Consider the following 25,245-nt stretch of genomic DNA (forward strand, 5'->3'; position numbering starts at 1 on the left):
ACCGTGGGCATCGCCGATACGGGCCCGGATGTCCCGTAACAACGGATCTGCCCCGGACGAGTCAGACGACTGAGCACGACAGACGAGGAGGTCGTCATGACCGCGGTCGATCAGATCAAAGGACGCCTGGTGAAACGCGCCGCTGCCCTTGTCGGCGTGTCGCTGGCGGTGCTGTTGCCTCTGTGGCTCGGTGAAGACCAAGAAGTCGACGGCTTCGCCGTCCCATTCCCACATCCGGCTCTTCCCGCCGAGCATGTCTACAACCGGCAGGACCTCGCCGGCTACACCGCGTCCGATGCCGCCGCGACGATGTTGGCTCGCGGGTACGCGGACGTCCGTTATTCGAGCGACTCCTCCCGGGTGCCGAGCGACAAGGGGTGTACTCCAGGCGAAGTCGTCGGCGTCTATGGCATCAGCCCGGACGGCGTCGTCTGGCTGCAGACCTTCCACGACCCGGCGGGTCCGGATCCGGCCGCGCCCACCCCGTACGACCTGTCGGTCAGCGCCCGGCTCACCAGGTGCGCCCGATGAGGCCGGGAGCGTAACCGGCGGGTTCACCCGGTCACCCGCTCACTCGGCGGTACCCGCCGCCCCGCATGGCCACTTAGCGTCGATCACGCGAGGACGCGAACCGGAAGGAGAGCGACATGCACGGGTGCTGCTCGAAGTGCACCGGACAGGGCTGCGGCTGCTGCGGCAACTGCAACTGACGCTGCACACGGCGCTCGCGGCGGCGGCTTGGACCCGCCGCCGGGGCGCCTCTCAACGCGGCAGGCAGGTCGCCGACGTCGCTTCGGCCAATGCCCGCGCGTGCAACGCGTCGAACCGGTGGACCACCTCCGCCATGACCGTCGCCGCTCGCTGACGAACCGGGCACGACACAGACGCGCGCACGGGCAGCGTCGCCGCCAACTCCGTCAACAACCCCGCGTTCACCCGATCGATCACCGGGCGGATCTGCGACAGGTCCGGCCGGGTCGTCGGCACCTCCGACGGGTGCGCGTCCCAGCGGGCGTACCAGCCCCGCTGCACCAGCTTGTTCGCCTCGATCTGGGCGCGGAAGAACCGCACCGCGTCCGCCGGGTCCAGGCCCAGCCCCGGCGCCTGCGCCGACACCGAGTCGTAGATCTGCTGCTCGCGCGCCGGGTCGTCGATCGGGGACGGTGTTCCGTACTTCGCCGCCGCCACCTGGTCCGCGATCGCGACTCTCCGCGCCGCCAGGTCGGTCAGCCGCCACAGGCCGGACGCCGAAGCCGAAGCCGGGACCGAAGCCAGGACCAGGCCCGACACCACCGCGATGAGCACAGCCAGTACTCGCATGGCCCGCGACCGTACATGCGAAGATCCCCCGGTGCCCGCGCTTTCCGAAATCATCACCGTCCTGGAGCAGGCCTATCCGCCCGCGCTCGCCGAGTCGTGGGACGCCGTCGGCCTCGTCTGCGGCGACCCCGCCGAACCCGTCACGCGCGTGCTCTTCTGCGTCGACCCCGTCGCCGAAACGATCGACGAAGCCGCCGCGCTCGGCGCGCAGCTGATCGTCGCCCACCACCCGCTGCTCCTGCGCGGGGTGCACGGCGTCCCGGCCGACACCGCCAAGGGCTCCCTCGTGCACCGCATGATCCGCGACGGCATCGCCCTCTTCTGCGCGCACACCAACGCCGACTCCGCCGACCCCGGCGTGTCCGACGCCCTCGCCGAAGCGATCGGCCTGCGCGTGACCGGCCCCCTCGAACCCAACGCGGACGGCGTCACCGGCATCGGCCGCCTCGGCGAGCTGCCCGAGCCCGAGCCGTTCGCGCGGTTCGTCCAGCGGGTCGCCGACGCGCTGCCCGCGACCGTGCCCGGCGTACTCGGTGCCGGGGACGCCGACCGCCCGATCCGCACCGTCGCCGTCTCCGGCGGCGCCGGGGACTCCTACCTCGAGCAGGCCACCGCGGCCGGCGTCGACGCCTTCGTCACCGCCGACCTGCGGCATCACCCCGCCGGCGAGCACCTGGCGAACCCGGGCGCCGTGCCCGCGCTGGTCGGGCTGACCCACTGGGCCAGCGAATGGCCGTGGTGCGGGCAAGCCTCGGCGGTCGTGGCCGACGCCTTTGCGGGTAACGTCGACGTTCACGTCTCCACGCGGTGCACCGACCCGTGGAACGTCCGCGCCGAGCGCACATCGATTTAGAGGAGCACCGTGAAGGCCGAACCCGCCGTGCAGCGCCAGTTGCTCGAGCTCGCCAAGGTGGACGCCGAGCTCTCGCGCACCGCGCACCGCCGCCGCACCCTGCCCGAGCTGGCCGAGATCGACGCGGGGGAGAAGACCGCCCGCGAGCGCCGCGACGCGCTCGTGTCCGTGGAGACCGCCGCCTCCGACCTCGACCGCGAGATCGCCCGGCAGGAGAAGGAGATCGAGTCGGTGCGCGCCCGCGAGGACCGCGACCGCAAGCTCCTGGCGGGCGGCTCGGTCAACGCGAAGCAGATGACCGACATCGAGCACGAGCTGCAGACCCTGCAGCGCCGCCAGAGCGCGCTCGAGGACGACCTGCTGGAGCTGATGGAGCAGCGCGAGGCACTCGGCCTGGACGCGCAGCGCACCGGCGCCGAGGTCGACAAGGCCGAGGCCGAGGTCGCCGCCGCCGTCGCCCGCCGCGACGAGGCGTTCAAGGACCTCGACACCACCCGCGCGCGCCGCGACGAAGACCGCGCGAAGCTGCTGCCGCGCTTCCCGGAGCCGCTGCTCAAGCTGTACGAGCGCGTCCGCGAGCACAAGGGCATCGGCGCCGCGCTGCTGCGGGCCCGCCGCTGTGGCGCGTGCCAGCTGGAAATGGACCGCAACACGATCGCCGAGATCAAGGCGGCGCCGGAGGACGACGTCATCCAGTGCGAGAACTGCGGTGCGGTGCTGGTCCGGACCATGGAGTCGGGTCTGTGACCTCGCACGTCGTCATCGAGGCCGACGGCGGCTCGCGGGGCAACCCCGGCCCGGCCGGCTACGGCGCCGTCGTCAAGGACAGCGACGGCGAGGTCCTCGCCGAGCGCAAGGAAAGCCTCGGCGTCGTCACGAACAACGTCGCCGAGTACAACGGGCTCATCGCCGGGCTGACCGCCGCGGCCGAGCTCGGAGCGTCCACTGTGGACGTCCGGATGGACTCGAAGCTCGTGGTCGAGCAGATGTCCGGGCGCTGGAAGATCAAGCACCCGGACATGCAGCCGCTCGCCGAACGCGCCAAGGAACTGGCGGCCGGCTTCTCGCGCGTCAAGTACGAGTGGATCCCGCGGGCGCAGAACTCCCACGCCGACCGGCTCGCCAACGAGGCGATGGACGCGGCTGCCGGCAAGCCGGCCGCGGCGCTGGGACAAGCCGGGACTTCGTCGCGGAGCCCCGAAGGAACGCCGAAGCCGAAGCTGCCGACCCGCAAACCCGACCGCGCGACGGTCGCCTGGACCGGTGCGCAGGGCTCCCCGACCCGGCTGCTCCTGCTGCGCCACGGCCAGACGGAGATGTCGGCGCTGCGCCGCTACTCCGGCCGCGGCGACGTCCCGCTGACCGAGCTGGGCCGCTCCCAGGCCGCCGCGGCGGCGAAGCGGCTGGCCGCGATGGACGGCCTGGTCGTCGACGGCGAGTCCGTTCCGATCATCTCCTCGCCGCTCACGCGCACGAAGCAGACCGCGCAGGCCGTCGCCGACGCGCTCGGCGGCCGCGTCGAGACCCACCCCGGCCTCATCGAGACCGACTTCGGCGACTGGGAGGGCCTGACCTTCGCCGAAGCGGCCGACCGCGACCCCGAGCTGCACGCGTCCTGGCTGGGCGACAGCTCGGTGCCGCCGCCCGGCGGGGAGAGCTTCGACGTCGTCCACCGGCGCGTCCGCAAGGCCCGCGACGAGCTCATCGCCGAGCACGGCGGCAAGACGTTGCTGCTGGTCAGCCACGTGACGCCGATCAAGACGCTGCTCCGGATGGGCCTCGACGCGGGCCCCCAGCTGCTGTTCCGGCTGCACCTCGACCTGGCGTCGCTGTCGATCGTCGAGTTCTACCCGGACGGGAACGCGTCGGTCCGGCTGGTCAACGACACCTCGCACCTGGCCTGACCGGTCAAATGTGGGGTGGATCACGCTCAATGCCGACGCGTGGCCGACCCCGGATGGGGTATTGGCTACAGTGTCTCGACCGCGTCGCCGCGGTGGCGGATCCACAGCTGGGTCCACTTCAGGGGGCGCCAGCTCGCGCGTATCCCACCGGCAGAAGCCTGCGGGCGGAACAGTGACGAGGACATGACGGCTAGCGCACTCACCGAGACCTCCCCGAGCGACGTCCCCGAGGACCCGGCCACCACCACGGCCACCCGCGGCTGGGGCGCGCGCCTGGCGCCGGTGCTGGCCGTGCTCGCCGGCGTCGCGGCGGTCGCCGCCCACGCCACCCGCTACGGCCACTGGATCGTCGACGACGCCGCCATCACCTTCTCCTACGCCCGCAGCTTCGCCGACGGCCTCGGCCCGGTGCTGCAGCCGGGCGCCCCGCCGGTCGAAGGATTCTCCGACCCGACGTGGATGGTGCTGCTCGGCCTCGGCAAGCTCGTCGGCCTCTTCGACCACGGCTCGCTCTTCGGCCTGCCGGACTACGTGCTGTTCCCGAAGGCGCTGGGCCTGCTGTTCACCGGCGGCATCCTGACCGCCTGCTACATCGCGGCGAAGCAGATCTTCACGCGCTTCGCGTGGCTGGCGACGCTGATCGCCGGCCTGACGCTGGCGACGATCCCGTCGTTCGTCATCTGGGTCGTGTCCGGCCTGGAGAACTCGCTGTTCGCGTTCGCCGTCGTCACGCTCGCGGTGACGCTGTTCGTCGCGGTCCGCAACGATCGCCTGCTGACGCCGAAGGTCGCGATCTGGGCGGGTGTCATGGTCGCCTTCGCGGCGCTGACCCGCCCGGAGGGCCTGATCTACGCGGGCGCGTACCCGCTGGCGGCGCTGTTCCTGCTGCGTGGCGGCCTGTTCTGGAAGAGCTTCCGGCTGGCGCTGCTGTCGGTGGCGGCGTTCGCGGTGCCGTTCGGCGCGTACGTCGTCTGGCGGCACGCGGAGTTCGGGCGGCTGCTGGCCAACCCGTCGGTGGCCAAGCAGCAGGGCCTGCCGGGCATCGACGCTCTGAAGCGGCCGTTCGAGCTGGCGGGCTACGCGGGCTGGGCCGGCGTCGTCCTGCTGGCTTTGGTGATCGTGTTCGCGCTGGTCAAGGCGCCGTGGCGGCGGTCGCTGATCGCGCTGCTGGTGCCGCTGGGGCTGGGGATCGTCGCGTACGGCGTGATGGTCGCCGACTGGATGTACCAGCACCGGTTCGCCAGCCCGATCTGGGCGCTGGCCGTCATCGCGGGCACGCTGTCGGCGGGCGAGCTGCTCAAGCACCGGCGGGCGTTGCTGCGGGCCGGGATCGTGGTCGTGCTGGTGGCGGCGTTCGTGCCGTCGGCGGTCGGGTTCGCGGCCTCGGCGGACAAGTTCGCGAAGAACCCGAACATCACGGCGTGCCTGGTGGCCGACCGGTTCGGCCGCGGGTTCAACACGTACGCGGACATCCTGGGCATCCAGAAGGCGTCGCTGCTGCTGCCGGACCTGGGCGGGTCGTCGATGACGAGCCGGCTCGAGCTGGTGGACATGGCGGGCCTGGTCAACAAGCCGATCGCGGACCTGGTCCACGACAACGACCTGGCCGGCCTGCGCAACTACGTGTTCGACACGGTGAAGCCGACGTTCATCCACTCGTGGGGCCCGTGGGCGGCGGGCAACGGCATCGCGCTCGACCCGCGGCTGGACCGGGACTACGTGCTGATCTATTCGTCGCCGATCGAGGGCCTGCGGAACGGCGACTGGGTGCGCCGCGACGCGGTGACGGACCCGGCGAAGCTGAAGGCGGCCCAGGAGTACGCGGCGAAGACGATCCCGGCGGTGGCGGCGGACCGTTTCGGCGGCCCGCTGGACGACTGCGGCGCGACGATGAAGCCGGGCCAGACGATCACGATGCCCAGCTGACGGGTCTCGGGCGAGGGGCCGGCCGGGGTCGGTTTCGCACTCGCTCGTTGCTCGCGCCGACCCGGCCGCGCTGCGCCGGCTGCGCTGGCCGAGCCAGCCAAGCTGGCCGGGCCGGGCTGCGCCGAGCCAAGCTGGCCCGGCCGAGCCGGCCGCGCTGAGCCGAGCCGGCCGCGCTGAACCGAGCCGGCCGCGCTGAGCCGGGCCGGCCGCGCTGCGCCAGGCCGCGCCACAACCACCACCCCGCGGTCCTCGGGGTCGGCCGCCCCCGGTGGCCGTTCCTCGGGCGTCGATTAGCGTGAGCGCGTGAACTTCTGGGCCGGGGCGGGAAGCCTGGCGCTCCTGGCCGCCGTGCTGCTCTTCGCCATCGTCCGCCCGCGCGGGTGGCCCGAAGCCGTCGCCGCCGTGCCCGCCGCGGGCCTCGCCCTCCTGCTCGGACTGGTCCGGCCGGAAGCCGCCGGGCAACGGGCCGTCGAGATCCTCCCCACCCTCGGCTTCCTGGCCGCCATCCTGCTTTTGTCCTTTTTGGCCAGTGTGGACGGCGTCTTCACCTGGCTCGGCAACCGCCTGGCCGAGGCGTGCCACGGCAAGCCCCGCCGCCTGCTCGTCCTCACCTTCGCCGCCGCGGCCGGCGTCACCGCGATCCTCAGCCTGGACGCCACCGTCGTCCTGCTCACCCCCGTCGTCCTCGCCACGGCCACCAGCCTGAAACTCCCGCCCCGCCCGCACGTCTACGCCTGTGCGCACCTGGCCAACTCGGCGTCGACGCTGCTGCCCGTCTCCAACCTGACCAACCTCCTCGCCTTCGCCGCGTCCGGACTGACCTTCGCCGGCTTCACGGCGGTGATGGCGCTGCCGTGGCTGGTCACGATCGCCATCGAACTGCTGGTGTTCCTGCGCTTCTTCGCCACCGACCTGCGGCCGCGCGAGACCGCCGAGCCGAGGCAGCACCTCGAGACACCGACGTTCGCGCTCGTCGTCCTGGCCCTGACGCTCGTCGGCTTCGGGGTCGGCCAGCTCGGGCACGTCGAGCCGGTGTGGATCGCGGCGCTGGCGTCGCTGATCCTGGGCGTCCGGGCGCTGGCGATGGGCAAGATCAAGCCGTGGCAGCTGGTCACCGAGGCGTCGCCGCAGCTGTGCCTGTTCGTGCTCGGGTTGGCGGTCGTCGTGGAGGCCGTTTCGGAGCACGTCCTCGGCGGGCTGCTGCGCGACGTCCTGCCGACGTCGACGGGCCTGCTCGACCTCCTCGTGGCCGCCGGCGTGGCTGCCTTGCTGGCCAACCTGGTCAACAACCTCCCGGCGACGCTGATCCTGCTGTCGGTCCTCGGCCCGCACCCGGCGCCGGGCGTGCTGCTGGCCGTCCTGCTGGGGGTGAACATCGGCCCGAACGCGAGCTACCTGGGCTCACTGGCGACGCTGCTGTGGCGCCGGACGCTCCCGGCCCCGCCGTCGGCCCGCACGTTCCACGCACTGGGCTTCCTGACCACGCCCCTGTGCCTGGCAGCGGCGACGGGTGCGTTGTGGATCAGCCTGGGCCTGGTGACGTGACGGCCGCCATTTTTGTCGGTGGTCGCCGGTAGAGTGGAAAACGGGGGCGCCCCCGCGGGCCTCAGACGCCCAGCGGTTCCGGAGTCGCCGCCCCGCGGGCCAGGTCCTGCTCCTTCGCCCGGATCACCGGCAGCACCTCCTTGCCGAAGTGCTCCACGTCCTCCAGGTAGTGCAGGAACCCGAGCAACAACAGCGAAGCCCCGCGCTTCTTGTACTCGATCGCCCGGTCCGCGATCTGCTCCGGCGTTCCGATCAGTTGCGTCCGGAACCCGTCGTTGTACTGCACCAGGTCCTCGAACCCCGAGTCCGCCCACATGCCCTTCGCGTCCGAAGTGGACTTCCCGGCCTGCGCCACCGCCGAACGGAACCCTTCGACCGCCTCGACGTTGGCCTTCGCCACGATCTCGCGAAGCACAGCGCGAGCCTCGCCCTCGGAAGAACGCGCGATCACGAAGCCGTTGAGTCCAAAGCGGACAGTACGCGAATTCGAAGCCGCGTAACCGCGAACCTCGGCGACCTGCTCGGAGAAACCGTCGAAGTCCTTGCCGTTGCTGAAGTACCAGTCCGACACGCTCCCCGCCAGCTTCCGCGCCGCCGTCGAATTGCCGCCCTGGAAGATCTCCGGGTGCGGAGCCGCCACCGGCTTCGGCTTGATGTCGAAGTCGTGAATCCGGTGCTCCAGCCACGGCTCGCCCAGGCCGGTGAACTCACCCTTGAACCAGCCGCTCACCACGTTCACCGCCGCGCGACCGCCCGAAATCACGTCGGCGCTGGCGATGAACTTCGCCAGCACACCGGGGTGCCACAGTCCAGGGTGGACAGCCGCGATCACCTTGAGCCGCTGCGTCGCCAGCAGCAGTGCCAAGCTGAAGCCGGTCGACTCGTGCTGGTACGAGGCACCGTAGCTGGCCGTGTAGCGCACCTGCGAAAGGGCGTACTCGAACCCGCTGTTCTCGGCCAGGACAGCGAGATCCCGGTTGTACTCGTAACCCCAGTCCGTCCGCTGTTCGATGTCGGACGTGACGAGGCCACCGCTCACGTTCGGGACCCAGTAGGCGAATTTCAACGGCTCTTCGAGGGACATGGCCCGAGTAGAGCAACGCCGCCGGGGACGGTCAACGCGCGTCCACGCGGTGGGAACTCACCCGCCGCGCTGCGATTTCGCCAGTGCGCCACCGAGTTCCGCGCGCCCGGGGATGCCTAGCTTGCGGTACGCGCCGGACAGGTGCAGCTCGACCGTCCGCCGCGTGAGGTGCAGCGCTGTCGCGATCTCGCGGTTCGTCAGTCCCTGCGCGGCCATCACGGCGATGCGGTTCTCCTGCCGCGTCAAGCCGTGCTCGTTGTCCTTCGCCGGGGTCAGCGCTCGCCGGGCCGACCGCAGTTCTTCCGCCGCGCGCCGGGCGAGCGGCCGGGCGCCGCAGTGCTCGCTCAGCTCGACGGCCTGCCGCAGCGTCTCGATGGCCTTCTCGGACTGGCCGTGCCGCGCCTGCAGCGTGCCCAGCTCGGTCAGCGCCGTCGCCAGCTGCAACCGGGCCGACGACGAGCGCAGCGTCGTGATCGCCTTCGTCAGCGCGCGCTCGGCTTCGTCGTCCTCGCGGACGAGACCCATCGTCGTCAACGCCGTGCCCAGCGGCCGCGCCGCGCCCCAGCGGGCGGAGGCGTTGATGTCCTCTTCGGCCAGCCGGGCCGCGTCGTCGGCCTGGCCCAGCGCCAGCGCCGCCCGCGCCGCGTGCGCGCGCCACGGCACGAACCCCGGGAACCGCATGCCGTGGTGGGCGAGCCGGCGCCCGCAGCTGAGCAGGTCTTCGAACCCGAAGCGCGTGTACCCGGTCGCGACGCGCAGGCGGCCGCGCGCGTACAGCAGGTAGGTGTGGGTGAACAGGCCCTGGCTCGCCACGAAGTCCATCCGGTCCAGCAGCGACGTCGCCGCCTCGAACCGGCCCAGGTCCACCCAGCACTCGACGAGCTTGGCCGCGCACAGCACGCCGACCGGGCACGTGGTCGTCCCGCCGCGCTCGTCGAAGCGGCGCAGCAGCGACTCGAAGTGGACGCTCGCCCGCTGCAGGTCGCCGCTGGCCTGCAGCGCGATCCCGCGGGCGAGGGTCGGCAGCGCGCCGTGCGGCACGTGCACGTCCCACGGCTCGCGCTCGACGTCGAGGACCCGGCACAGCCGGTCGACGTGCGCGGGCTCGTCGGCGAGCACCGACGTGGCCAGTGTGAAGAAGTAGTGCTGCTCGAAGAGCTCGCCGTCGTCGCCGGTCATCGCGTCCGCGAAGTGCGCGACGGCGTCCTGTGCGGATTCGCCGCTGCGGACGGCGTCGAGTGCGAGCAGCGCCGAGCGGCTGCGCTGCGCCGCCGGGTCGGTCAGCGGCGCCCACTGCTCCTCGAAGTCGCGGAACTCCGGTGGCGGGCCGAGCCGGCTGCCGGCCTCGGCGAGGTAGGTCATGCACAGCAGCGGCCAGACGGCGTCCGGGCCACCGGCGTCGAGCCGCGCGGCGATCTGGCCGGCCGCGCTGATCGCCAGCCGCGCGTCCTGGCCGCCGCAGAGCGACAGCAGCATCGCCGACGCGATGAACGCGGCCGTGTCGCGGTTGCCGATCGTGTCGACGGCCTCCCGCACCCGCTGCGCCGCGGCGGGCGGGTCGACCTGGAACTCCGCGTGCGCCAGCTGCAGCAGCACGGCCACCCGGCGCCCGGACGTCAGCCGCTCCTCCAGCGCCCGCCGCAGGTACCGCGCGCCCAGCTCGGACCGCCCGGAGAACACGGCGTTGCGCGCGCTCAGCCGCAGCACGTCCACGCCCCACGGGATCCGGATCGACGTCGCGTCGAGCAGGTGCGCGGCCACCCGCTCGGTGGGCGCGCCGGCCTCCGACAGCAGCTTCGCCGCCCGCGCGTGGTTGACCGCGCGCGTCGTCTTCGGCATGTCCTTGAGGACGGAGTTGCGGACGAACGGGTAGGTCAGCGTGGGCCGGTTGCTGTTGTTCAGCACGTGCAGCCGGACCATGGTGTCGATCGCCTGCAGCGCGTCGAACTCGTCGACGCCGGCGAGCTGGGCCAGCAGGTCGAACCCGGCGTCCTCGCCGAGGATCGCGGCGGCGTGCAGGATCGCCGGGGCGTGCGGGAACTCGTCCATCCGCGTGTGCAGCACCTGGCCGATCAGCGACGAGCCGAGCTCGTGCGGCTCGGCCCCGGGCAGCAGCCGCGGCCGCAGCGCCTGCAGCAGGTACGGGTTGCCGCCGGTCGCCTCGCGGCACGCGGTCGCGAGCTCGCCCTGGGCGAGGCCGAGGATCTCCGCCGCACCCGCGTCGCCGAGGCCGTTGAGGGTGATCGTCGCGGGCGTGCAGCCCGCCATCTCCAGCAGCGCGACCTCGCGGTGCGGCGGGTGGCCGATCAAGGACGTGAGTATGATCAACACCGGCAGGTCGAGCACGCGGTGCCGGATGTAGGCGAGGCAGCGCATCGACCAGGCGTCGGCGAGGTGCACGTTGTCGATGCCGAGGAACAGCGGACCCCGCTCGGTCGCGTCGCGGACGATCCGGAAGAAGCGGTCCAGTGCTTCGCCCTCGCCGGCCGGGCCGCACTCGGCGGGGAGCCGCGCCGAGCCGGGGTCCAGCGCGTCGGCCAGCTGGCGGGCGACCCCGCCGGGCAGGTGGCTCTCCAACCGCGACCCGGTGGCGACCGCGACGGTGAAGCCGGCGTCCGCGGCCAGCGCGGCGGTGGTGTGCAGCGTGGCGCTCTTGCCCATGCCGAACTCGCCGACCAGCACCGCGCTCGCGGCCGTCCCGCCGAGCGCGACGGGGAACAGGCTGGTCAGGCGGCCGATCTCGGGCTCGCGGCCGGGGAGCCGCGGGGCGGGGCGCTTCGGTACCGAAGCCCCGCTGACGGGGTGCTCGGGATTTACTTCGGTATCCACCGTAAGGACTTTCATGTTGGGTTGGGGCAGACTACTGGAAGCCGGCTGACCACGGGAGATCCCGCAGGTCATGGCCGGTACCGGCCACGACCTGAGCAGGGGAGACGATGGACGCAGCGGATGCGAACCAGGTCCTCGCGGTGGCCGGCCGGGCAGCGCGGACGGCCGTGACGGCCACGCCCAGCGCGAGCAGCACGAGCGCTCCGGTGGCCATCCCCCGCCGGTGCGACGACGAGCACGGCTTCCGGCGCCGGGCCGCGCCATCGCTCGGCGCCGGGTAGCCGGGGCCGGGCTGCCGGACGGTGCCGGCGAAGGAGCCATCGGAGGCCGGGGAACCGGAACCGCCGGAGTCCGGAGCCTCGCCGGAGGCCGGGAGACCGCCGGCCGGAGGTCCGCCTCGCGGCAGGTACCCCAGCCGGGCCGCCGCCTCGAGGGCCTCGGACACGGGGTGGAACCCCTCGAGGAGCTCGCGGCAGCGGGCACACCCGCGCAGGTGGGTTTCGAACTCTTCCGCGTCGTCGAGGACGCCCAGTTCGTAGGCCGCCGCCTCCCGGTGCTTCCCCTTCATCGGGCCGCCACTTCCCCGAGTGCTTTCCGCAATTGCCGCATCGCCGTGTACAACCGCGATTTGACGGTTCCCTCGGGAATTCCCAGAATTGTCGCCGCCTGCCGGACCGTGTTTCCGGCGAGGTAGGTCTCGACGATGACGGCCTGATATTTCTCATCCAGTTCCGACAATGCATGACTAATCGTTAGTGCGGCTAACGAACTGTCCGCGCGGTCGGTGGACTCGGCGTTTTCCGGGATCTCCAGAGCGACCTCCTGCGGGCGGACCCGGCGATTTCGCCAGCCGTCGATGACGATCCGGCGCGCCACCGTGAGCAGCCAGCCGCGCAGCATTCCGGGCTCGCGTTCGAGCGTGCCGGAGTGCTGCCACGCGCGGATCATGGTCTCCTGCACGACGTCCTCGGCCCACTGCCGGTCGTGGTTCGTCAGGGCCAGTACCTGCGCAAACAGGGTCGCGCGGAAGTCCTTGTAGAGCAACGGGACGAGGTCGTCACCCTCGTCGGGACGCGCTCGCACCGCGGTCGCGGACGAGGCGAGTCCGACGTGGCCGTGACTTTCTCTGCCCGGTGCTTCCATAAAGCTCGCAACCTCACCTGACTGGCGGACCGTGGGGCCTTCGGAGCGTAGCGCACAAACACTTAATAGGCCATATGCATTAGTTTTCGTGGCCCATTAGCCGGGTGTCAACTGCGGTGGTTCATTTTCTGTCTTGTGACGCACGTCACAGTCACTAAAAGGTGACGGCGAGAACCGGGTGTCGCCTTTTCTCCGTAACCCCCAGTGAGGACTACTTCGCGAAGGGACAACGGATGCCGTTCCGATTCGTGGCTTTGTTCACCGCCACGACCGCGCTCGTGCTCGGCTGCGTTCTCCCCGCTTCCGCCGGCGAGCTGCAGCAGACCGACCGCACCCTGCTGACGCGCCTGAAGCAGCACACGCTGTGGGCGACGCCGGCGAGCCGGCAGGCCGCCGAGCGCGCCACCAACCGGCGCGTGCGCGCGGTCGCCGTCCGCATCGCCGACGACCAGGCACGTCTCGGCGTCGCCCTGCGCGCGGTCGCCGACCGGCTCGCGTTGACCCTCCCCGGCGAGCCGACCGAGCAGGAACGCGCCTGGGCCGGCGAGCTCGCGGCGGACTCCGGCGACGCGTTCGACCACGACTACGTCAACCGCCTCCGCGCCGAGTACGGCTCGCTCTTCTCCCTCGCCTCCGCCGTCCGCGCCGGCACCCGCGACGACGACGTCCGCGCGTTCGCCCAGACCGCCGTCGACACCTCGCTCGGCCACCTGACGCTGCTGGAAAGCACTGGGCTCGCCGAAACCACGTCCCTGCTCGTCTCCGCCACCGAGGAAGACACCCTCGGCGGCGGGGACCTCGCTCTCGGGGCCGGCTTCGTGGCCGTCGCCGCCGTCGCCACGTTCGGCCTGCTCCGCCTGCTCGGAACCCCCGGCAGGACCCCGCCGCGCACCCGGAGGTAAGCCCGTCCATGTCCCCGTCCGCCGCGCTGCTCCCGGTGTCACCGCACGACACCGGGATCGCCGAGGCCGCCGCGCTGTCCGGCCGCCTCACCTACCTCTGCATGTGCCTCACGCTGTGCTGGGGCGTCCTCGCCGCCGCCGGCTGGGTCCGCCGGTTCACCGGCCGGGACGCGCTGCGCACCGGCCACGTCGTGCTTGCCGCGTTCACCCTGGCCACCGGCACCCTGCACGGGCTGACGTTCCTCTTCCTCGAGGACGACCCGTTCGGCGTCGCCGACCTGCTGCTGCCCTTCTACGACGGCACCCCGCGGCACGCGCTCGGCATCGTGGGCCTCGAGCTCGTCGTCGCCGTGTCGGTCACCGCGGGCCTGCGCCGCGCCCGCGAAGGCCGGTGGCTGCGCTTCCACCAGGCCGGCTACCTCGCCATCGGGCTGCTCGCGGTGCACGCGTGGCTCGGCGCCGTCTCGAGCGGGCACCTGGCGGTCGTCTGGCTCGCCGGGATCACGCTGCTCGTCCCGCCGGTGCTGCTGTCGGTGCTGCGCGTGCTGCCGGCGGCGGCGCTCGTCCGCGCCGGGCTCGTCGAACCCGAGCCGGAGGTCTCCGCGCTGCGCGTCGACGTCGACGGCCACCGCTGCCACTCCTACGGCGTCTGCCAGTCCGAGGCCCCCGGGGTCTTCCAGCTCGGCCAGGACGGCCGGCTCGAGTACGAGAAACGGCCCGGTGCCGGGGAAACACCCAACGTCCGCGCGGCCGCGCGCGCGTGTCCGATGAGAGCCATCCACGTTTTGGGAGCGACCCGATGAGCGAACGCATCGTCATCGCCGGAGCCGGTCTCGCCGGCCTGCGCGCCGCCGAACGGCTGCGCGAACTCGGGTTCGACGGCGAAGTCGTCGTCCTCGGCGCCGAGCCCGACATCGCCTACCACCGCCCGGCGCTGTCCAAGAGCCTGCTGACCGGCGCGGTCAGCCGCGCCCAGACGCTGCTCGCCGACCCCCTGGAAGTCGACGCGGAGTGGTACTTCGACAGCCCGGTCACGGCGTTGTCGCCCAACCGGCAGGTCGTGCACCTGCGCGACGAAGAGGTCCGTTACGACGGCCTGATCATCGCGACCGGCGTCGAGCCGCGGCGGATGCCCGGGGCGCCGCACGGCCACCCGCGGGTCGTCGTCGTCCGGACCCTGTCCGACACGACGGCGCTGCAGCGCGCGCTGGCGACGAACTCCACCGGTCCGGTGGCGGTCATCGGCGACGGCTTCATCGGCTGCGAGGTCGCGTCGAGCCTGCGCGAGATGAACCGCGAGGTGGTGCTGATCGGCCGGGCGCGGGCGCTGATGGCCGAAGTCCTCGGCCCCGACATCGGCGACTGGCTCACGGCGCTGCACGCCGCCCGCGGCGTCCGCCTGGAGCTCGGGACGACGATCCGCCGCTGGCGCCCGGGACCGACGTCGGTCGGCCTGGAGTTCGCCGACGGGCGCGCGATCGACGTGGCTTGCGTGGTGGTCGCGGTCGGCAGCGTACCGGCGGTGTCGTGGTTGAGAGGGGCGAAGCTGCCGCTCGACGACGGAGTCGTGTGCGGGCCGACGTGCCACGTGCTGGGCTCGGACACGATCGTCGCGGCGGGCGACGTGGCCCGCTGGCCGAACCTCCGCTACGACGCGACGCCCCGGCGTGACGAGCACTGGCTCAACGCGGTGGAGATGAGCCGCGCGGCGGCCGAGAACCTGCTGGCCGGGCCGGCGGGGTCGCCGGCGTACACACCGGTGCCGAGGTACTGGTCCGAGCAGCACGGCGTCCGCATCCAGGTGGCGGGCCGGCCGATGCTGGGGACGGACACGGTGCTGCTGGAGTCCCCGGTGCCGGGCACGCGGCCGATCACGGGGTCCGTGCGCGACGGGCGGTTGATCGGGCTGATCGGGCTCGACAGCCCGGCGGCGGTGCTGCATTGGACGGCGGAGCTGGCGCGGCAACACCCGGCGCCGGTGGTGGTTCCACCGCAGCGGCCCCCGGAGCCGGAGCGGCCTCGGCACCACAGCCGGGCGGTGGCGGGGTACTGAACCGACATGAACGACTCGTTCAGGGCGCCGGACGCGATGAACGAGTCGTTCATGACGTCCGCGGCCGAGCGGGACTCGGGTTGGTTCGGGTCCGCCCGCGCCGACCGGAGGTCGCTGGGCTCACCCGCGCCCTCCCGGCTGCCGGGCCCGCCTCGTCCACCCCTTGCCGACCCGAGTCCGCTGGGCTCATCCGCGCCCGCCGGCGCCCTCGTGGCCGCCGATCCCGCGCCCACCCGCCCCGCCGAGCCGCCCGAGCCCGCGGGCTAGCCGGCCTCGAATGACTCATTCGGGACCACCGAAGACCCGAATGAGTCATTCGAGACGTCCCCGGCCCGCGCCCGGCGGGCCCCGGGCTACGATCTCCTCCGCGGACGAGCTGGCAGGGCGGCCGCGGGCCGGGTGACCGGCCCGAGGAAAGTCCGGACTCCGCAGGGCAGGGTGGTTGCTAACGGCAACCCGGGGTGACCCGCGGGACAGTGCCACAGAAAACAGACCGCCACGGCCCGCGAGGGCCGGGGTAAGGGTGAAACGGTGGTGTAAGAGACCACCAGCGTCCCGGGTGACCGGGACGGCTGGGTAAACCCCACCCGGAGCAAGGCCAAGAGGGAGCGCGAGCTCCTGCGCAGGCGTTCGAGGACGGCCCGTCCGAGCCTGCGGGTAGGCCGCTGGAGCCTGCCGGCGACGGCAGGCCGAGATGGATGGCCGCCGCCCCGCGAGCCGTGAGGCGACCGGGGAACAGGATCCGGCTTACATGCCGGCTCGTCCGCCCCACGCGCCGATGGGGACGTTCGCAGCGACGAACGTCCCCTTCGGCCTGTCCCCGCGCGGTTACCCAGTAGTAGGGTGCGCGCATGGCGGGTGACGAGAAGCGGTTCAAGTCGGCGTTCGACTCACTTCACGCTCTGGCGTACTTCGCGCCCGAGGTGGACCAGGCCCTCACCGGCATCGGGCTGCGGCCCGGCCGGATGCCGTACTTCGCGAGCCGGTCCGCGGCCATGGGCGCCGTCGGGCCCGAGGTCGTCGCCGCCACCTTCTACAACTTCAACCCCGAGGTCGTCGCCCGCGTGATCCCGCGCGCCTGGACCCTCGCGACGCCGGAGCAGGTCCTCACGGCCCGGCTCGAGGGCGTCGACCAGGCCCTGACCCGGCTCCTCGGCGAAGACGAGATCAAGAGCGACCACGTCGTCGAGGCCGCCGAGCTCGCCCGCGAGGCGACCGCCGGGTGCGCCGCCGAAGGCCGTCCCCTCTACGCGGCCCACGCCGGGCTGGACTGGCCCGAGCCGCCGCACCTCGTGCTCTGGCACGCCCTCACGCTGCTGCGCGAGCACCGCGGCGACGGCCACATCGCGGCGCTGCTCCTCAACGGCCTGAGCGGCGTCGAAGCGCTGGTCACGCACGTCGCGACGGGCGCCGGGTTCACCGTCGACTCCGCCAAGCTGACGCGCGGCTGGAGCGACGAGCAGTGGGACGCCGCCCAGCAGCGCCTGCGCGACCGCGGGCTGCTCGACGGCGAAGGTGCGCTGACCGGCGAAGGCGTCGCTGTCCGCGACCGCGTCGAGGCGGCCACCGAGACCGCCGCGCGCGGACCGTGGGACCACCTCGGGGCGGAGAAGCTGGCCCGCCTGGAGGAGCTCGGCCGGGAGCTCACGCGCCGGGTGGTTGCCGCCGGGGCGTTCCCGAAGGGCGTTTTCGCCCAGCGCCGCTCCTGAGTGCGAAGATCACGCTATGTAGTGAAAAGCGTGTGAAGTTTTGAGCGCCGTGTGACGGACAACGCGAGGCCTCAAGATCGACATGGGCGCCCACCGGCCGGAGTGTGGTCACGGAGCGGACTCGCGCGACGGGGCCGTTCGGGTCATGTCACACTGTTCCAGGCCGCACGACGGCCACGGTGCCAGTACCCACAGTGAGCAAATCCCGAGCAATGGGGTGAGTTCGTCAGCACACTGAGAATGATGGGTGCCCGGTCTTTAACCCGAGGGCCCTTGCCGCGATGATGGTGGGCGTGGAGTTTTCGTGCGCCGTGCGCGCCACACCGGTTGACACCCCAGCCGTCACCTACGCAGCGCGCTTTGACCACTACCCCTCGTAGCCTCCATTATGTTCGAAGCACCGCCTGAGCCAGAACCGCGCGGCCCCCACCGCGCACCGGGAGTAACGCGATGATGACCTTGACCACCCTCGACACGCTGGCGGCCGGCGAACTGGGCACGGGAAACGTGCGCCAGTGGCTGCTCGACAACGTCATCCCCCTGGTGCTGCTGGCCGTTGCCCTCCTGCTTCTGTGGCTGGGTGGCGGCAAGGGCGACAACGCCGGTGTCATGCGGCGGCTCGCCGGCGTGGTCATCGCGCTCGCCATCATCGGTCTCGCGGTCAGCGGCGCGGGCGTGAACGTGGGCCAGTGGATCGCCGGCCTGTTCACCGGCTGAGGCGGCGGCGTGCGGATCAGGACTGATGACGAGGTCTACCGGGTCGACGCCGTGTGGCTCGGCCCGCCGAAAGCGACTTTTCCCTGGAGAGCCCGCTACGTCGCGTGGCTCATCGGCATCCCGGCGTTCTTCGTCGTCCTCGGCATCGAACGCTGGGCGGGGTGGAGCTTCGGGTTCTTCTCGACGGCTTGGGCGTTCGTCGCCACCATCGTGATCACGCGGCTGCTCACCGCCAAGATCAGCCACGAGCGCCCGCTGGGCACCGTGGTCACGATGGCCGGGCGCGAGCTCAACACCCCCAGAGAGGTGGCCACGGGCACCGGTGGCGCGGTCAGCGCCAGCCGCGTCCGGGTACGGGCCGAGCGCCCGCTGCCGAAGCACAAACGGAGGCGGCAGTACCAGCACCACGGCGGGCCGCCGGGTGCTGCCTTCACCCAGGGAACACCACGAGCGCGCCGGAGCCGCGGCAACGCGGCTCGGGCCGGGAGGTAGTCGTTGTTCGGTCGCGGCGGTAGCCGAGGAAAACGGGGTCGGGAGACGCACTCGGGCGCATGGCAACCGCCCGAGCAGGTCCGCGCGCCGCGCAACGGTTCGGGCGGCAAGGGCCGTCGCCTGACCGGCGAGCAGGCGATCCCCGCGTATACCCCGTCGATCGCGGTGCGAAGCATCGACGGGCACCTGGTCCGCACCGGTGTCGAGGTCTACGCCTGGTACCGGCTCGCGCCGCAGCGCTGGTCGTTCCGGTCGGACTCGCAGCGGCGCGACCTCGTCGCGGCCATCGCCGGCCAGTACTCCGAGCTGCAGGGCCGCTGGCTGCACCTGCGCGTGACGAACCGGCCGTACCCGATCCGGATGTGGGCCGAGGCGCACGTCTACAACGCCCACGGCCGCCCCGGCGACGTCCCGGGCGCGCTGTCGTTCGACGACTACCTGATCGGCGAGCAGCAGCAGCTGATGGGCCGCTCGATGGCCGAAAAAGAGGTCTACCTGGGCGTCCAGGTGCAGACCCGGCGGATGGTCGACCGCGCGGTCGAGCGGGCCGCGCCGGTGCTGCGCAAGATCCTGCCCGAGGCCGTCGACGCCGAGCTGACCGCGCTGGACTCCGAGGTCGAGCACCTCGACCAGGTCATCGGCAGCGCCGGGCTGGAAGGCCGGCCGGTGCACGCCGAGGAGATGTCCTGGCTGATGCACCGCTCGTGCTCGCTCGGCCTGCCCGCGCCGCGGAACATGCCCGCGGTGCCCGGCGCGGCCTGGGAGCCGGAGGACCTGGCCAGCTTCACCGACGCCGCCGACTACTACGCCGACCCGTACGCGCCGACGGTCACCGTCCGCGGCCGCACCGGCTCCAACGCGGGTGTCTCGCGGCACCTGGCGATCCTCACCGTCGGGCAGATGCACGGCCTGCAGATCCCCGAGGTCGACGACCCGTGGATCCAGCACGCCGACCGGCTGCCCGCCGCGGTCGAGGTGTCCGCGCGCATCTACGTCCGGCGCCCCGAGGAGGTGGCCGGTGAGCTGCAGCGGCAGATGAACAAGGTGCGCTCGCAGGTCAAGCACTACACCGACGAACACGAGCTGGAACCACCGCAGTCGCTGTCGCGGCAGGCCGGGCGGGTGCTGGAGATCGACGACGAGATGACGTCGGGCTTCACCGCGCTGGCCACCCGCGTCCGGTCGTGGTGGCGGCTGGCGGTGTCCGGCCCGACCGAGCGCGACGCGCTGCGCCTGGCCCAGCAGCTGCTCGACCTCTACAAGCCGAAGATCGCGATCGAGCACCCCGAAGCCCAGTACGCGATGGCCCGGGAGTTCATCCCGGGCGAGCCGCTGGCCTCGGCGGCGTACATGCGCCGCGGGTCGGTGGTGTGGGCGTCCTCGGCGGTCCCGACGGCGACGGCTGAGGTCGGCGACCGCCGCGGCATCCTGCTCGGCGAGACGTGCACGGCCACGCGGCGCCCGGTCGCCTGGGACCCGTGGATGGCCCAGGAGATCCGCGACGGCTCCGGCCTGACGGCCATGGTGGCGGGCCTGGGTGGTGGTAAGTCGTTCCTCGGCGGCGGCATCGTCTACAAGACGCTGCGCGCGGGGGCGAACTGGACGATCCTCGACCCGTCCGGCCCGCTGTCGCGGCTGTGCGACCTGCCGGAGCTGCGCCCGTACGCGCGGCCGATCAACCTGCTCAACGCGCAGCCGGGGATCCTGAACCCGTACCGGGTGGTCGCCGAGCCGCTGATCGAGCACTTCATGGACGAGGACGACCCGGAGCGCTCGTGGCGCCGCGAGAAAGCCCTCGCGGGCGCGACGCGACGGCGTCTGGTGCTGGACGTCCTGCAGGGTGTCCTGCCGTACGAGGTGTCCCGGATGGCGCAGACGCGGATCGTGCTGCTGCGCGCGGTCCGCACCGTCGGCGGCCGGTTCGACGCCGACCCCGGCCAGGTGATCGACGCACTCCGGCGGGATTCGTCGGAGCACCACGAGCACGCGGGCGTCGTCGCGGACTTCCTCGACGAGATGCGCGAGCGGATGGCGCTGCTGATCCCGGAGTCGGACGCGGACCCGTACGCGGAGACCCGCGACGACCGGCTGACGGTCCTGACGATGGCCGGCCTGACCCTGCCGAAGGACGGCGTCCCCCGCGAGTACTGGACGGACGCGGAGTCCCTCGGCGTCGAGATGCTGAACCTCGCGGCGTGGCTGACCCAGCGGTCGGTGTACGAGAAGCCGAAGGAGATGCGCAAGGGCGTCTGGATCGACGAGGCGTTCTTCCTCTCCGAGGTCCCGACCGGGCGCGTGCTGATGAACCGCTTCGCGCGTGACTCGCGAAAGTGGAACGTCCGGGTGCTCCTGTCCTCGCAGATCCCGGCGGACTTCTTGAAGATCCAAGGTTTCGTGGCCCTGCTGGACTCGGTGTTCGTGGGCCGTCTCGACGACGACGACGCCCAGGCGGACGCGTTGCGGCTGCTGAAGGTCCCGGTCGGCGTGGGCTACGAGCAGGTCGTGGCGGCGCTGGGCCGTCGTCCGGGCGCGCAGCGAAGCGGGTTGGAGCGGGACGTGGAGCCCCGCCAGTTCATCTTCGGCGACGGCGCGGGCGGCGTGGAGCGCATCCGCGTCGACTTCTCCGGCCCGCACCTGGACCACCTGCGGGCGGTCATGGACACGACACCGGGTTCCAAGGACGCGGCGCCCTCGCGCCGGCCGGGGAACGAGCTGGCGTTGCCGGCGGAGGAGAAGAAGCCGTACGTCGCTTCACCGCCGGAAGAGGACATCGAGCTGGAGCAGGACTTCGAGCTGGCGGCGGAACTGGAGGTCGGCCTGGCCGACGAGAACCTCCTGGGCGCGCCGGACCCGTTGGCGTCCGAGACGGGCGAGGTGGAAGGCGGAGTGTCCCCGAACGGCAACGGCGGGCAGCAGCACGCCCGCACGGGCGGAAAGGGCGGCACCGGCCGGGACGCCGCATGAACGCCGCCCGGACCCGAAGTAGCCGCACCGCCCCCGGCTGCGAGGGGCGGGCCTGCCGTTCCTCCCGGACGGCCGTACCCACGCGGGAGACCGCGGAGGGTGCCGCATGAACACCTTGCTGACGTTGGCGGTGCTGCTGACGCTGGCCGCCGCATGGCACGCGCTGAAGCGCCGGATCAAGGAAGGCCCGAAGGCGCGCCGCGTCCCGAGCCGCAAGGCGACGATGTTCGCCGTCATGCTGGTGCTCGGCCTGCAGGCCATCGCCACGGCCCCGGCGGCCAGCGCGGCGGCGTGCGGCGAGGCGCCCAACCCGGAGCGGCCGGGCGCGGGCATGGTCGGCGCGATCGACCCGCCGGAGGGCCACGGCGAACCGAACAGCGCCTACATCGACTACAGCTACGCGGGCATGGTCTGGAACACCTTCGAGACCAACTGCTCGGGCCTGAACCTCACCCCGGCCGGGTCCACTTTGGACACCTGGGGTGGCAACCAGCTGTTCAACCTGGGCAAGAACATCGTCGGCGCCACCAACTCGCTGCACTACACGGTGCTCGAAGGCGGCTTGCTGAACCCGATCTACGCCGCGGTCAAGTCGGGCGCCGAGAAGGTCTACAACAACATCTACGCCCAGTTGTTCGGCCTGGTTGCGCTGATCCTGTCGATCATGCTGTTCCGCAACATCTGGCGCGGTGACCTCGCCGCGGTCAGCAAACGGGCGCTCTACGCACTGGCCGGGGTGTGGCTCGCGGCGTCGTCACTGGCGATGCTGCGCTACTTCGATCCGATCGACAAAGCGATCGTCCAGACCACCACGAACATCCAGGCGGGCTTCGTCGACGACAGCGGTGACCGCATCATCCGCGACATCCTGCCCACGCAGCTCCACACGCAGATCGTCTACAACAACTGGCTGCGCGGGGAGTTCGGCACGCCCACGGCACCGCAGGCGGAGCAGTACGGCAAACCGCTGCTCGACGCGCAAGCGTTCACCCGCAACCAGCTGGTGAACGGCGACGACGCCAACCAGTCGGTCATCGACGGCAAGAAGAACGCCTACAAGGACATCTCCACCAAACTCGGCCCCGCCACCGGCTACTTCACCGGCGAAGCGGGCGGCCGCACGGGCGCGGGCTTCCTCTCCCTCGGCCAAGCCCTCGTCTACTCCCTCTTCCAGCTCCTGGCCAAGGCGAGCGTCCTCCTCGCCCAGGTCCTCATCCGCCTCTTCGCCCTCACCGCCCCCCTGATCGGGCTCGTCGCCCTGCTGCACCCGGAAATCCTCCGCCGCGTCCTCAAGGTCGCCGGCGGGGTCGCCTTCAACCTCGTCGTGCTCTCCGTTCTCGCCGGTGTGCACGCCCTGCTCCTGCAAGCCATCTTCGACGCCGGGAACTCGCTCAACATGCTCACGCAGATGGTCCTCGCCGGGCTCATCACCGTGCTGCTGTTCATGGTCGGGCGCCCCGTGCGCCGCTTGTGGCAGATGGTCGAGATGTCGGTCAGCATGGTCGGCGCCGCCGTGCCGTCGCCCGGCGGCGGGATCTTCTCGCGGTTCCGGCGCCACAAGAACGGCCCGACACCGCAGGACGAGTTCTGGCAGAACGTGCGCGACACCGACGACGTCGTCGACGGCGAACAGCGCGGTCCGCTCGGCGCCACCGCGGGTGGGGGCCGGTTCCGGCCCGAGGCCACGATCTTCGCCAACGCCCAGCGCCTCGACAACGCTTCCGGTGCGGCCCGCCCGGCCGCGGCCTGGTCGGGCGCGTGGCCGGGAGCCGTCGGCGGCGGGGGTTCCGCGGGCGCGCTGCCCGCGGGCGGCCGGCCCGGTGCCCCGGTGTTCGGCCAGTACAACCCCGCCAACGGCGACCCCGGCGACTACGTCGTCGTCGGCGCCGGCGGGCGGCCGACCACGCGGCAGGAAAGCCGGCGCGTCGACACCTCGCCGGTCGCCGACCGGCGCTGGAACGACGAGCCCGAGCCCGTCGTCGTCCCGTCCGACCTGCGCACGCCCGAATCCGGCTTCAGCGACTACACGCCGCAGGACGTGCCGCGGACGCCGGGCGTGCGGGCGCAACCCCGGCGCGTCGACCCCGAAGTCGTCGCCGGCAAGCCGGTTTTCGTGTTGTACCGGCCGTCGCGCGGCATCGAGGTCCGCGAAGAGCCGCGGGACACCGACCAAGTCATGGGGCGGTGACCGATGCCGATCCGCACCAACCGCGGCCGCGCCGCGGTCTACCGCCGCCTGTGGGGCTGGCCGCTGCGCTCGCCCCGCCACCTGATGGGGACGCTGGTCATCCTGGCGATCCTGGTCACCGCGCTCGGCATCGTGCTGCCGAAGGTCGTCGGCAAGCCGCAGGCCAAGGCGGCACCCACCACCGGGACGACGACGTCCGTCACCGCGACCCCGCCGGGCGTCGCGGCGCCGGTCCCGACGTCGAACCTGCCGACGCGGCTGTCCGCGCCGCTGGCCACCCCGACCACCGCAGCGCCGAACGGCGACGCCGTCCGCGTCGCCAAGGAGTGGGCCGCGGCGTGGGTCAACCACCCCGCCGGCATCACCTCCGAGCAGTGGCTCGCGCAGCTGAAGCCGTTCACGACCGAGGAGTACCTGCCGGTGATGGCGTCGGTCGACCCGGCGAACATCCCGGCCACCAAGGTCACCGGTGAGCCGGTCGTCGGGACGTCGTACACGAGCTCGGTGCAGCTGACCATCCCGACGGACGGGCCGAAGCTCGCCATCACGGTCGTGAACACCAACGCGGGCTGGCGCGTCGCCGACTACGACCAGGCGAGCTGAGCGTGCGGCGGCTGGGGTTGTGGCTGGGGCTGGTCGTGTTCGTCGCGATCGGCGCCCTGATCGTCACAGCCGTCGCCGCCAAGGTCGTCATCGACAACCAGCAGGCGCAGGCCCGGGGCGTGTCGCTGATGAGCTGCGACGCCTCGGTCGGGCCGACCCAGCCCGGCGAGGGCGAGCGCGGCACGGTCGACGCGTCGAAGCTCGACGACGAGCAGAAGGGGATCGTCGCGCTGATCGTCTCGATCGGCAAGCAGCGGACACTGGCGCCGCGCGCGTGGCAGGTCGCGATCCAGGCCGGGATGACCGAGTCCGGGCTCCACAACCTCACCTACGGCGACCGCGACTCCCTCGGCATCTTCCAGATGCGCCCGACGATGGGCTGGGGCACGGTGGCGCAGGTCACCGACCCGACGTACGAGGTCAACAAGTTCTACGACGTGCTGCTCGGGGTGCCGGACTGGGAGAACAAGCGCCCGGGCGACGCCGCGCAGGCCGTCGAGCGCTCGGGTTTCCCGGACCGGTACCACAAGTGGGAGCCGATGGCGGCGACGCTGGTGGAGAACGTCGGCCAGGTCGTCGACGTCGTCGCGTGCGGCACCGGCCTCGGCCAGCTGCTGCCGCCGAGCCAGGCCGCCGGCAAGGCGATCAGCTTCGCGCTGGGCGAACAGGGCAAGCCGTACGTGTGGGGCGCGACGGGCCCGAATTCGTACGACTGCTCGGGCCTGATGCTGCGCGCGTACGAGTCGGCCGGGATCATCCTGCCCCGGGTGTCCCGCGACCAGTACCACGCGGGCGCGTTGCTGCCGGTGCGCGAGGCGCAGCCCGGTGACCTCATCTTCCTGGCCAACGACCCGTCGAACCCGGACACGATCCACCACGTGATGATGTTCCTGGGCGACGGCAAGGTCGTCGAGGCCCAGCAGACGGGCGTGCCGGTGCACACGCGCGCGTTCTCGTTCGACGAGGCCGAAGTCGTACCGCAGGCGGTCCGGCCCGGCGTTTAGCATGGGTCG

22 protein-coding genes and 1 other RNA gene are annotated in these 25,245 nt (G+C 72.0%); 18 read left to right on the forward strand and 5 right to left on the reverse strand.

Annotated elements, in window-relative coordinates; translation table 11 throughout:
- Positions 1-96: 96 nt before the first annotated feature.
- Complete coding sequence (locus BLV96_RS37300) at positions 97-531, forward strand: hypothetical protein (RefSeq protein WP_086671966.1); 435 nt, start codon at positions 97-99, stop codon at positions 529-531.
- Between the two features lie 231 nt (positions 532-762).
- On the opposite strand, the gene BLV96_RS37305 is transcribed toward BLV96_RS37300, so the two are convergent.
- Positions 763-1,320: a chorismate mutase gene (locus BLV96_RS37305; RefSeq protein WP_086671968.1), complete on the reverse strand. Its 558-nt coding sequence runs from the start codon at positions 1,318-1,320 to the stop codon at positions 763-765.
- Positions 1,321-1,351: 31 nt separating this feature from the next.
- Here BLV96_RS37305 and BLV96_RS37310 point away from each other — a divergent pair, with 31 nt between their 5' ends.
- From BLV96_RS37310 to BLV96_RS37330, 5 genes are all read left to right on the forward strand, one after another.
- Positions 1,352-2,173, forward strand: a complete 822-nt coding sequence (locus BLV96_RS37310) for a Nif3-like dinuclear metal center hexameric protein (RefSeq protein ID WP_086671970.1) — start codon at positions 1,352-1,354, stop codon at positions 2,171-2,173.
- 9 nt (positions 2,174-2,182) lie between these two features.
- Entirely contained in the window at positions 2,183-2,920 is a 738-nt protein-coding gene (locus BLV96_RS37315) for a zinc ribbon domain-containing protein (protein WP_086671972.1), read from the forward strand.
- Positions 2,917-4,077 carry a bifunctional RNase H/acid phosphatase gene (locus tag BLV96_RS37320; protein WP_086671974.1) on the forward strand — a complete coding sequence of 387 codons (1,161 nt, stop codon included), beginning with the start codon at positions 2,917-2,919 and terminating at the stop codon, positions 4,075-4,077. The genes BLV96_RS37315 and BLV96_RS37320 overlap by 4 nt, the downstream gene beginning before the upstream one ends.
- Before the next feature lie 183 nt (positions 4,078-4,260).
- Positions 4,261-6,003 (forward strand): HAMP domain-containing protein, encoded by a 1,743-nt coding sequence (locus BLV96_RS37325; RefSeq protein WP_086671976.1) that lies wholly within the window; start codon positions 4,261-4,263, stop codon positions 6,001-6,003.
- Between the two features lie 303 nt (positions 6,004-6,306).
- Entirely contained in the window at positions 6,307-7,548 is a 1,242-nt protein-coding gene (locus BLV96_RS37330) for an SLC13 family permease (RefSeq protein ID WP_086671978.1), read from the forward strand.
- Between the two features lie 61 nt (positions 7,549-7,609).
- Here BLV96_RS37330 and BLV96_RS37335 read toward each other — a convergent pair whose 3' ends face one another.
- The 4 genes from BLV96_RS37335 to BLV96_RS37350 are packed head-to-tail and all read right to left on the reverse strand — an operon-like array spanning position 7,610 to position 12,604.
- Positions 7,610-8,632, reverse strand: a complete 1,023-nt coding sequence (locus BLV96_RS37335) for an LLM class flavin-dependent oxidoreductase (RefSeq protein ID WP_086671981.1) — start codon at positions 8,630-8,632, stop codon at positions 7,610-7,612.
- A 57-nt stretch (positions 8,633-8,689) separates the two neighbouring features.
- The gene (locus BLV96_RS37340; RefSeq protein WP_091390072.1) at positions 8,690-11,461 is read right to left on the reverse strand and encodes an AAA family ATPase; all 2,772 of its coding nucleotides are present in this window, start codon (positions 11,459-11,461) and stop codon (positions 8,690-8,692) included.
- Between the two features lie 31 nt (positions 11,462-11,492).
- Complete coding sequence (locus BLV96_RS37345; RefSeq protein WP_086683611.1) at positions 11,493-12,029, reverse strand: zf-HC2 domain-containing protein; 537 nt, start codon at positions 12,027-12,029, stop codon at positions 11,493-11,495.
- Positions 12,026-12,604, reverse strand: a complete 579-nt coding sequence (locus BLV96_RS37350; protein WP_086683614.1) for a sigma-70 family RNA polymerase sigma factor — start codon at positions 12,602-12,604, stop codon at positions 12,026-12,028. Before BLV96_RS37350 ends, BLV96_RS37345 begins: the two co-directional genes overlap by 4 nt.
- Positions 12,605-12,837: 233 nt before the next feature.
- Between BLV96_RS37350 and BLV96_RS37355 the strand changes: the two genes are divergently transcribed.
- From BLV96_RS37355 to BLV96_RS37410, 12 genes are all read left to right on the forward strand, one after another.
- Positions 12,838-13,506, forward strand: coding sequence for a DUF4142 domain-containing protein (locus BLV96_RS37355; protein ID WP_086683617.1), 669 nt, complete (start codon positions 12,838-12,840; stop codon positions 13,504-13,506).
- 8 nt (positions 13,507-13,514) lie between these two features.
- Complete coding sequence (locus BLV96_RS37360; protein WP_086683620.1) at positions 13,515-14,309, forward strand: ferredoxin; 795 nt, start codon at positions 13,515-13,517, stop codon at positions 14,307-14,309.
- Positions 14,306-15,559, forward strand: a complete 1,254-nt coding sequence (locus BLV96_RS37365) for an NAD(P)/FAD-dependent oxidoreductase (protein WP_091390075.1) — start codon at positions 14,306-14,308, stop codon at positions 15,557-15,559. Before BLV96_RS37360 ends, BLV96_RS37365 begins: the two co-directional genes overlap by 4 nt.
- 6 nt (positions 15,560-15,565) lie before the next feature.
- Positions 15,566-15,826, forward strand: a complete 261-nt coding sequence (locus BLV96_RS37370) for a hypothetical protein (RefSeq protein ID WP_091390079.1) — start codon at positions 15,566-15,568, stop codon at positions 15,824-15,826.
- Between the two features lie 105 nt (positions 15,827-15,931).
- Positions 15,932-16,325: RNase P RNA component class A (rnpB, locus tag BLV96_RS37375), an RNA gene on the forward strand.
- 85 nt (positions 16,326-16,410) lie between these two features.
- Positions 16,411-17,268 (forward strand): SCO6745 family protein, encoded by an 858-nt coding sequence (locus tag BLV96_RS37380; RefSeq protein ID WP_086677388.1) that lies wholly within the window; start codon positions 16,411-16,413, stop codon positions 17,266-17,268.
- A 450-nt stretch (positions 17,269-17,718) separates the two neighbouring features.
- Complete coding sequence (locus BLV96_RS37385; protein ID WP_004562703.1) at positions 17,719-17,985, forward strand: hypothetical protein; 267 nt, start codon at positions 17,719-17,721, stop codon at positions 17,983-17,985.
- A gap of 9 nt (positions 17,986-17,994) precedes the next feature.
- Positions 17,995-18,477: a hypothetical protein gene (locus tag BLV96_RS37390; RefSeq protein ID WP_086677386.1), complete on the forward strand. Its 483-nt coding sequence runs from the start codon at positions 17,995-17,997 to the stop codon at positions 18,475-18,477.
- A 3-nt stretch (positions 18,478-18,480) separates the two neighbouring features.
- A complete protein-coding gene (locus BLV96_RS37395; RefSeq protein ID WP_086677384.1) occupies positions 18,481-21,441 on the forward strand; it encodes an ATP-binding protein in 2,961 nt (986 codons plus the stop codon).
- 106 nt (positions 21,442-21,547) lie between these two features.
- Complete coding sequence (locus BLV96_RS37400) at positions 21,548-23,629, forward strand: hypothetical protein (protein ID WP_091390082.1); 2,082 nt, start codon at positions 21,548-21,550, stop codon at positions 23,627-23,629.
- A gap of 3 nt (positions 23,630-23,632) precedes the next feature.
- Complete coding sequence (locus BLV96_RS37405; protein WP_086677382.1) at positions 23,633-24,232, forward strand: hypothetical protein; 600 nt, start codon at positions 23,633-23,635, stop codon at positions 24,230-24,232.
- A gap of 2 nt (positions 24,233-24,234) precedes the next feature.
- On the forward strand, positions 24,235-25,236 hold the full coding sequence (locus BLV96_RS37410; RefSeq protein ID WP_086677380.1) for a C40 family peptidase: 1,002 nt from the start codon (positions 24,235-24,237) through the stop codon (positions 25,234-25,236).
- Positions 25,237-25,245: the final 9 nt, after the last annotated feature.

It is taken from the genome of Amycolatopsis pretoriensis (assembly GCF_900107925.1).
GTDB lineage: Bacteria > Actinomycetota > Actinomycetes > Mycobacteriales > Pseudonocardiaceae > Amycolatopsis > Amycolatopsis pretoriensis.

What these genes read in the sequence shown, in the direction of transcription:
- BLV96_RS37385 (WP_004562703.1), top strand. Translation starts at nt 17,719, where the DNA reads ATGATGACCTTGACCACCCTCGACACGCTGGCGGCCGGCGAACTGGGC.
- BLV96_RS37325 (WP_086671976.1), top strand. Translation starts at nt 4,261, where the DNA reads ATGACGGCTAGCGCACTCACCGAGACCTCCCCGAGCGACGTCCCCGAG.
- BLV96_RS37345 (WP_086683611.1), bottom strand. Translation starts at nt 12,029, where the DNA reads ATGAAGGGGAAGCACCGGGAGGCGGCGGCCTACGAACTGGGCGTCCTC.
- BLV96_RS37365 (WP_091390075.1), top strand. Translation starts at nt 14,306, where the DNA reads ATGAGCGAACGCATCGTCATCGCCGGAGCCGGTCTCGCCGGCCTGCGC.
- BLV96_RS37355 (WP_086683617.1), top strand. Translation starts at nt 12,838, where the DNA reads ATGCCGTTCCGATTCGTGGCTTTGTTCACCGCCACGACCGCGCTCGTG.
- BLV96_RS37335 (WP_086671981.1), bottom strand. Translation starts at nt 8,632, where the DNA reads ATGTCCCTCGAAGAGCCGTTGAAATTCGCCTACTGGGTCCCGAACGTG.
- BLV96_RS37405 (WP_086677382.1), top strand. Translation starts at nt 23,633, where the DNA reads ATGCCGATCCGCACCAACCGCGGCCGCGCCGCGGTCTACCGCCGCCTG.
- BLV96_RS37370 (WP_091390079.1), top strand. Translation starts at nt 15,566, where the DNA reads ATGAACGACTCGTTCAGGGCGCCGGACGCGATGAACGAGTCGTTCATG.
- BLV96_RS37400 (WP_091390082.1), top strand. Translation starts at nt 21,548, where the DNA reads ATGAACACCTTGCTGACGTTGGCGGTGCTGCTGACGCTGGCCGCCGCA.
- BLV96_RS37360 (WP_086683620.1), top strand. Translation starts at nt 13,515, where the DNA reads ATGTCCCCGTCCGCCGCGCTGCTCCCGGTGTCACCGCACGACACCGGG.
- BLV96_RS37380 (WP_086677388.1), top strand. Translation starts at nt 16,411, where the DNA reads ATGGCGGGTGACGAGAAGCGGTTCAAGTCGGCGTTCGACTCACTTCAC.
- BLV96_RS37350 (WP_086683614.1), bottom strand. Translation starts at nt 12,604, where the DNA reads ATGGAAGCACCGGGCAGAGAAAGTCACGGCCACGTCGGACTCGCCTCG.
- BLV96_RS37300 (WP_086671966.1), top strand. Translation starts at nt 97, where the DNA reads ATGACCGCGGTCGATCAGATCAAAGGACGCCTGGTGAAACGCGCCGCT.
- BLV96_RS37305 (WP_086671968.1), bottom strand. Translation starts at nt 1,320, where the DNA reads ATGCGAGTACTGGCTGTGCTCATCGCGGTGGTGTCGGGCCTGGTCCTG.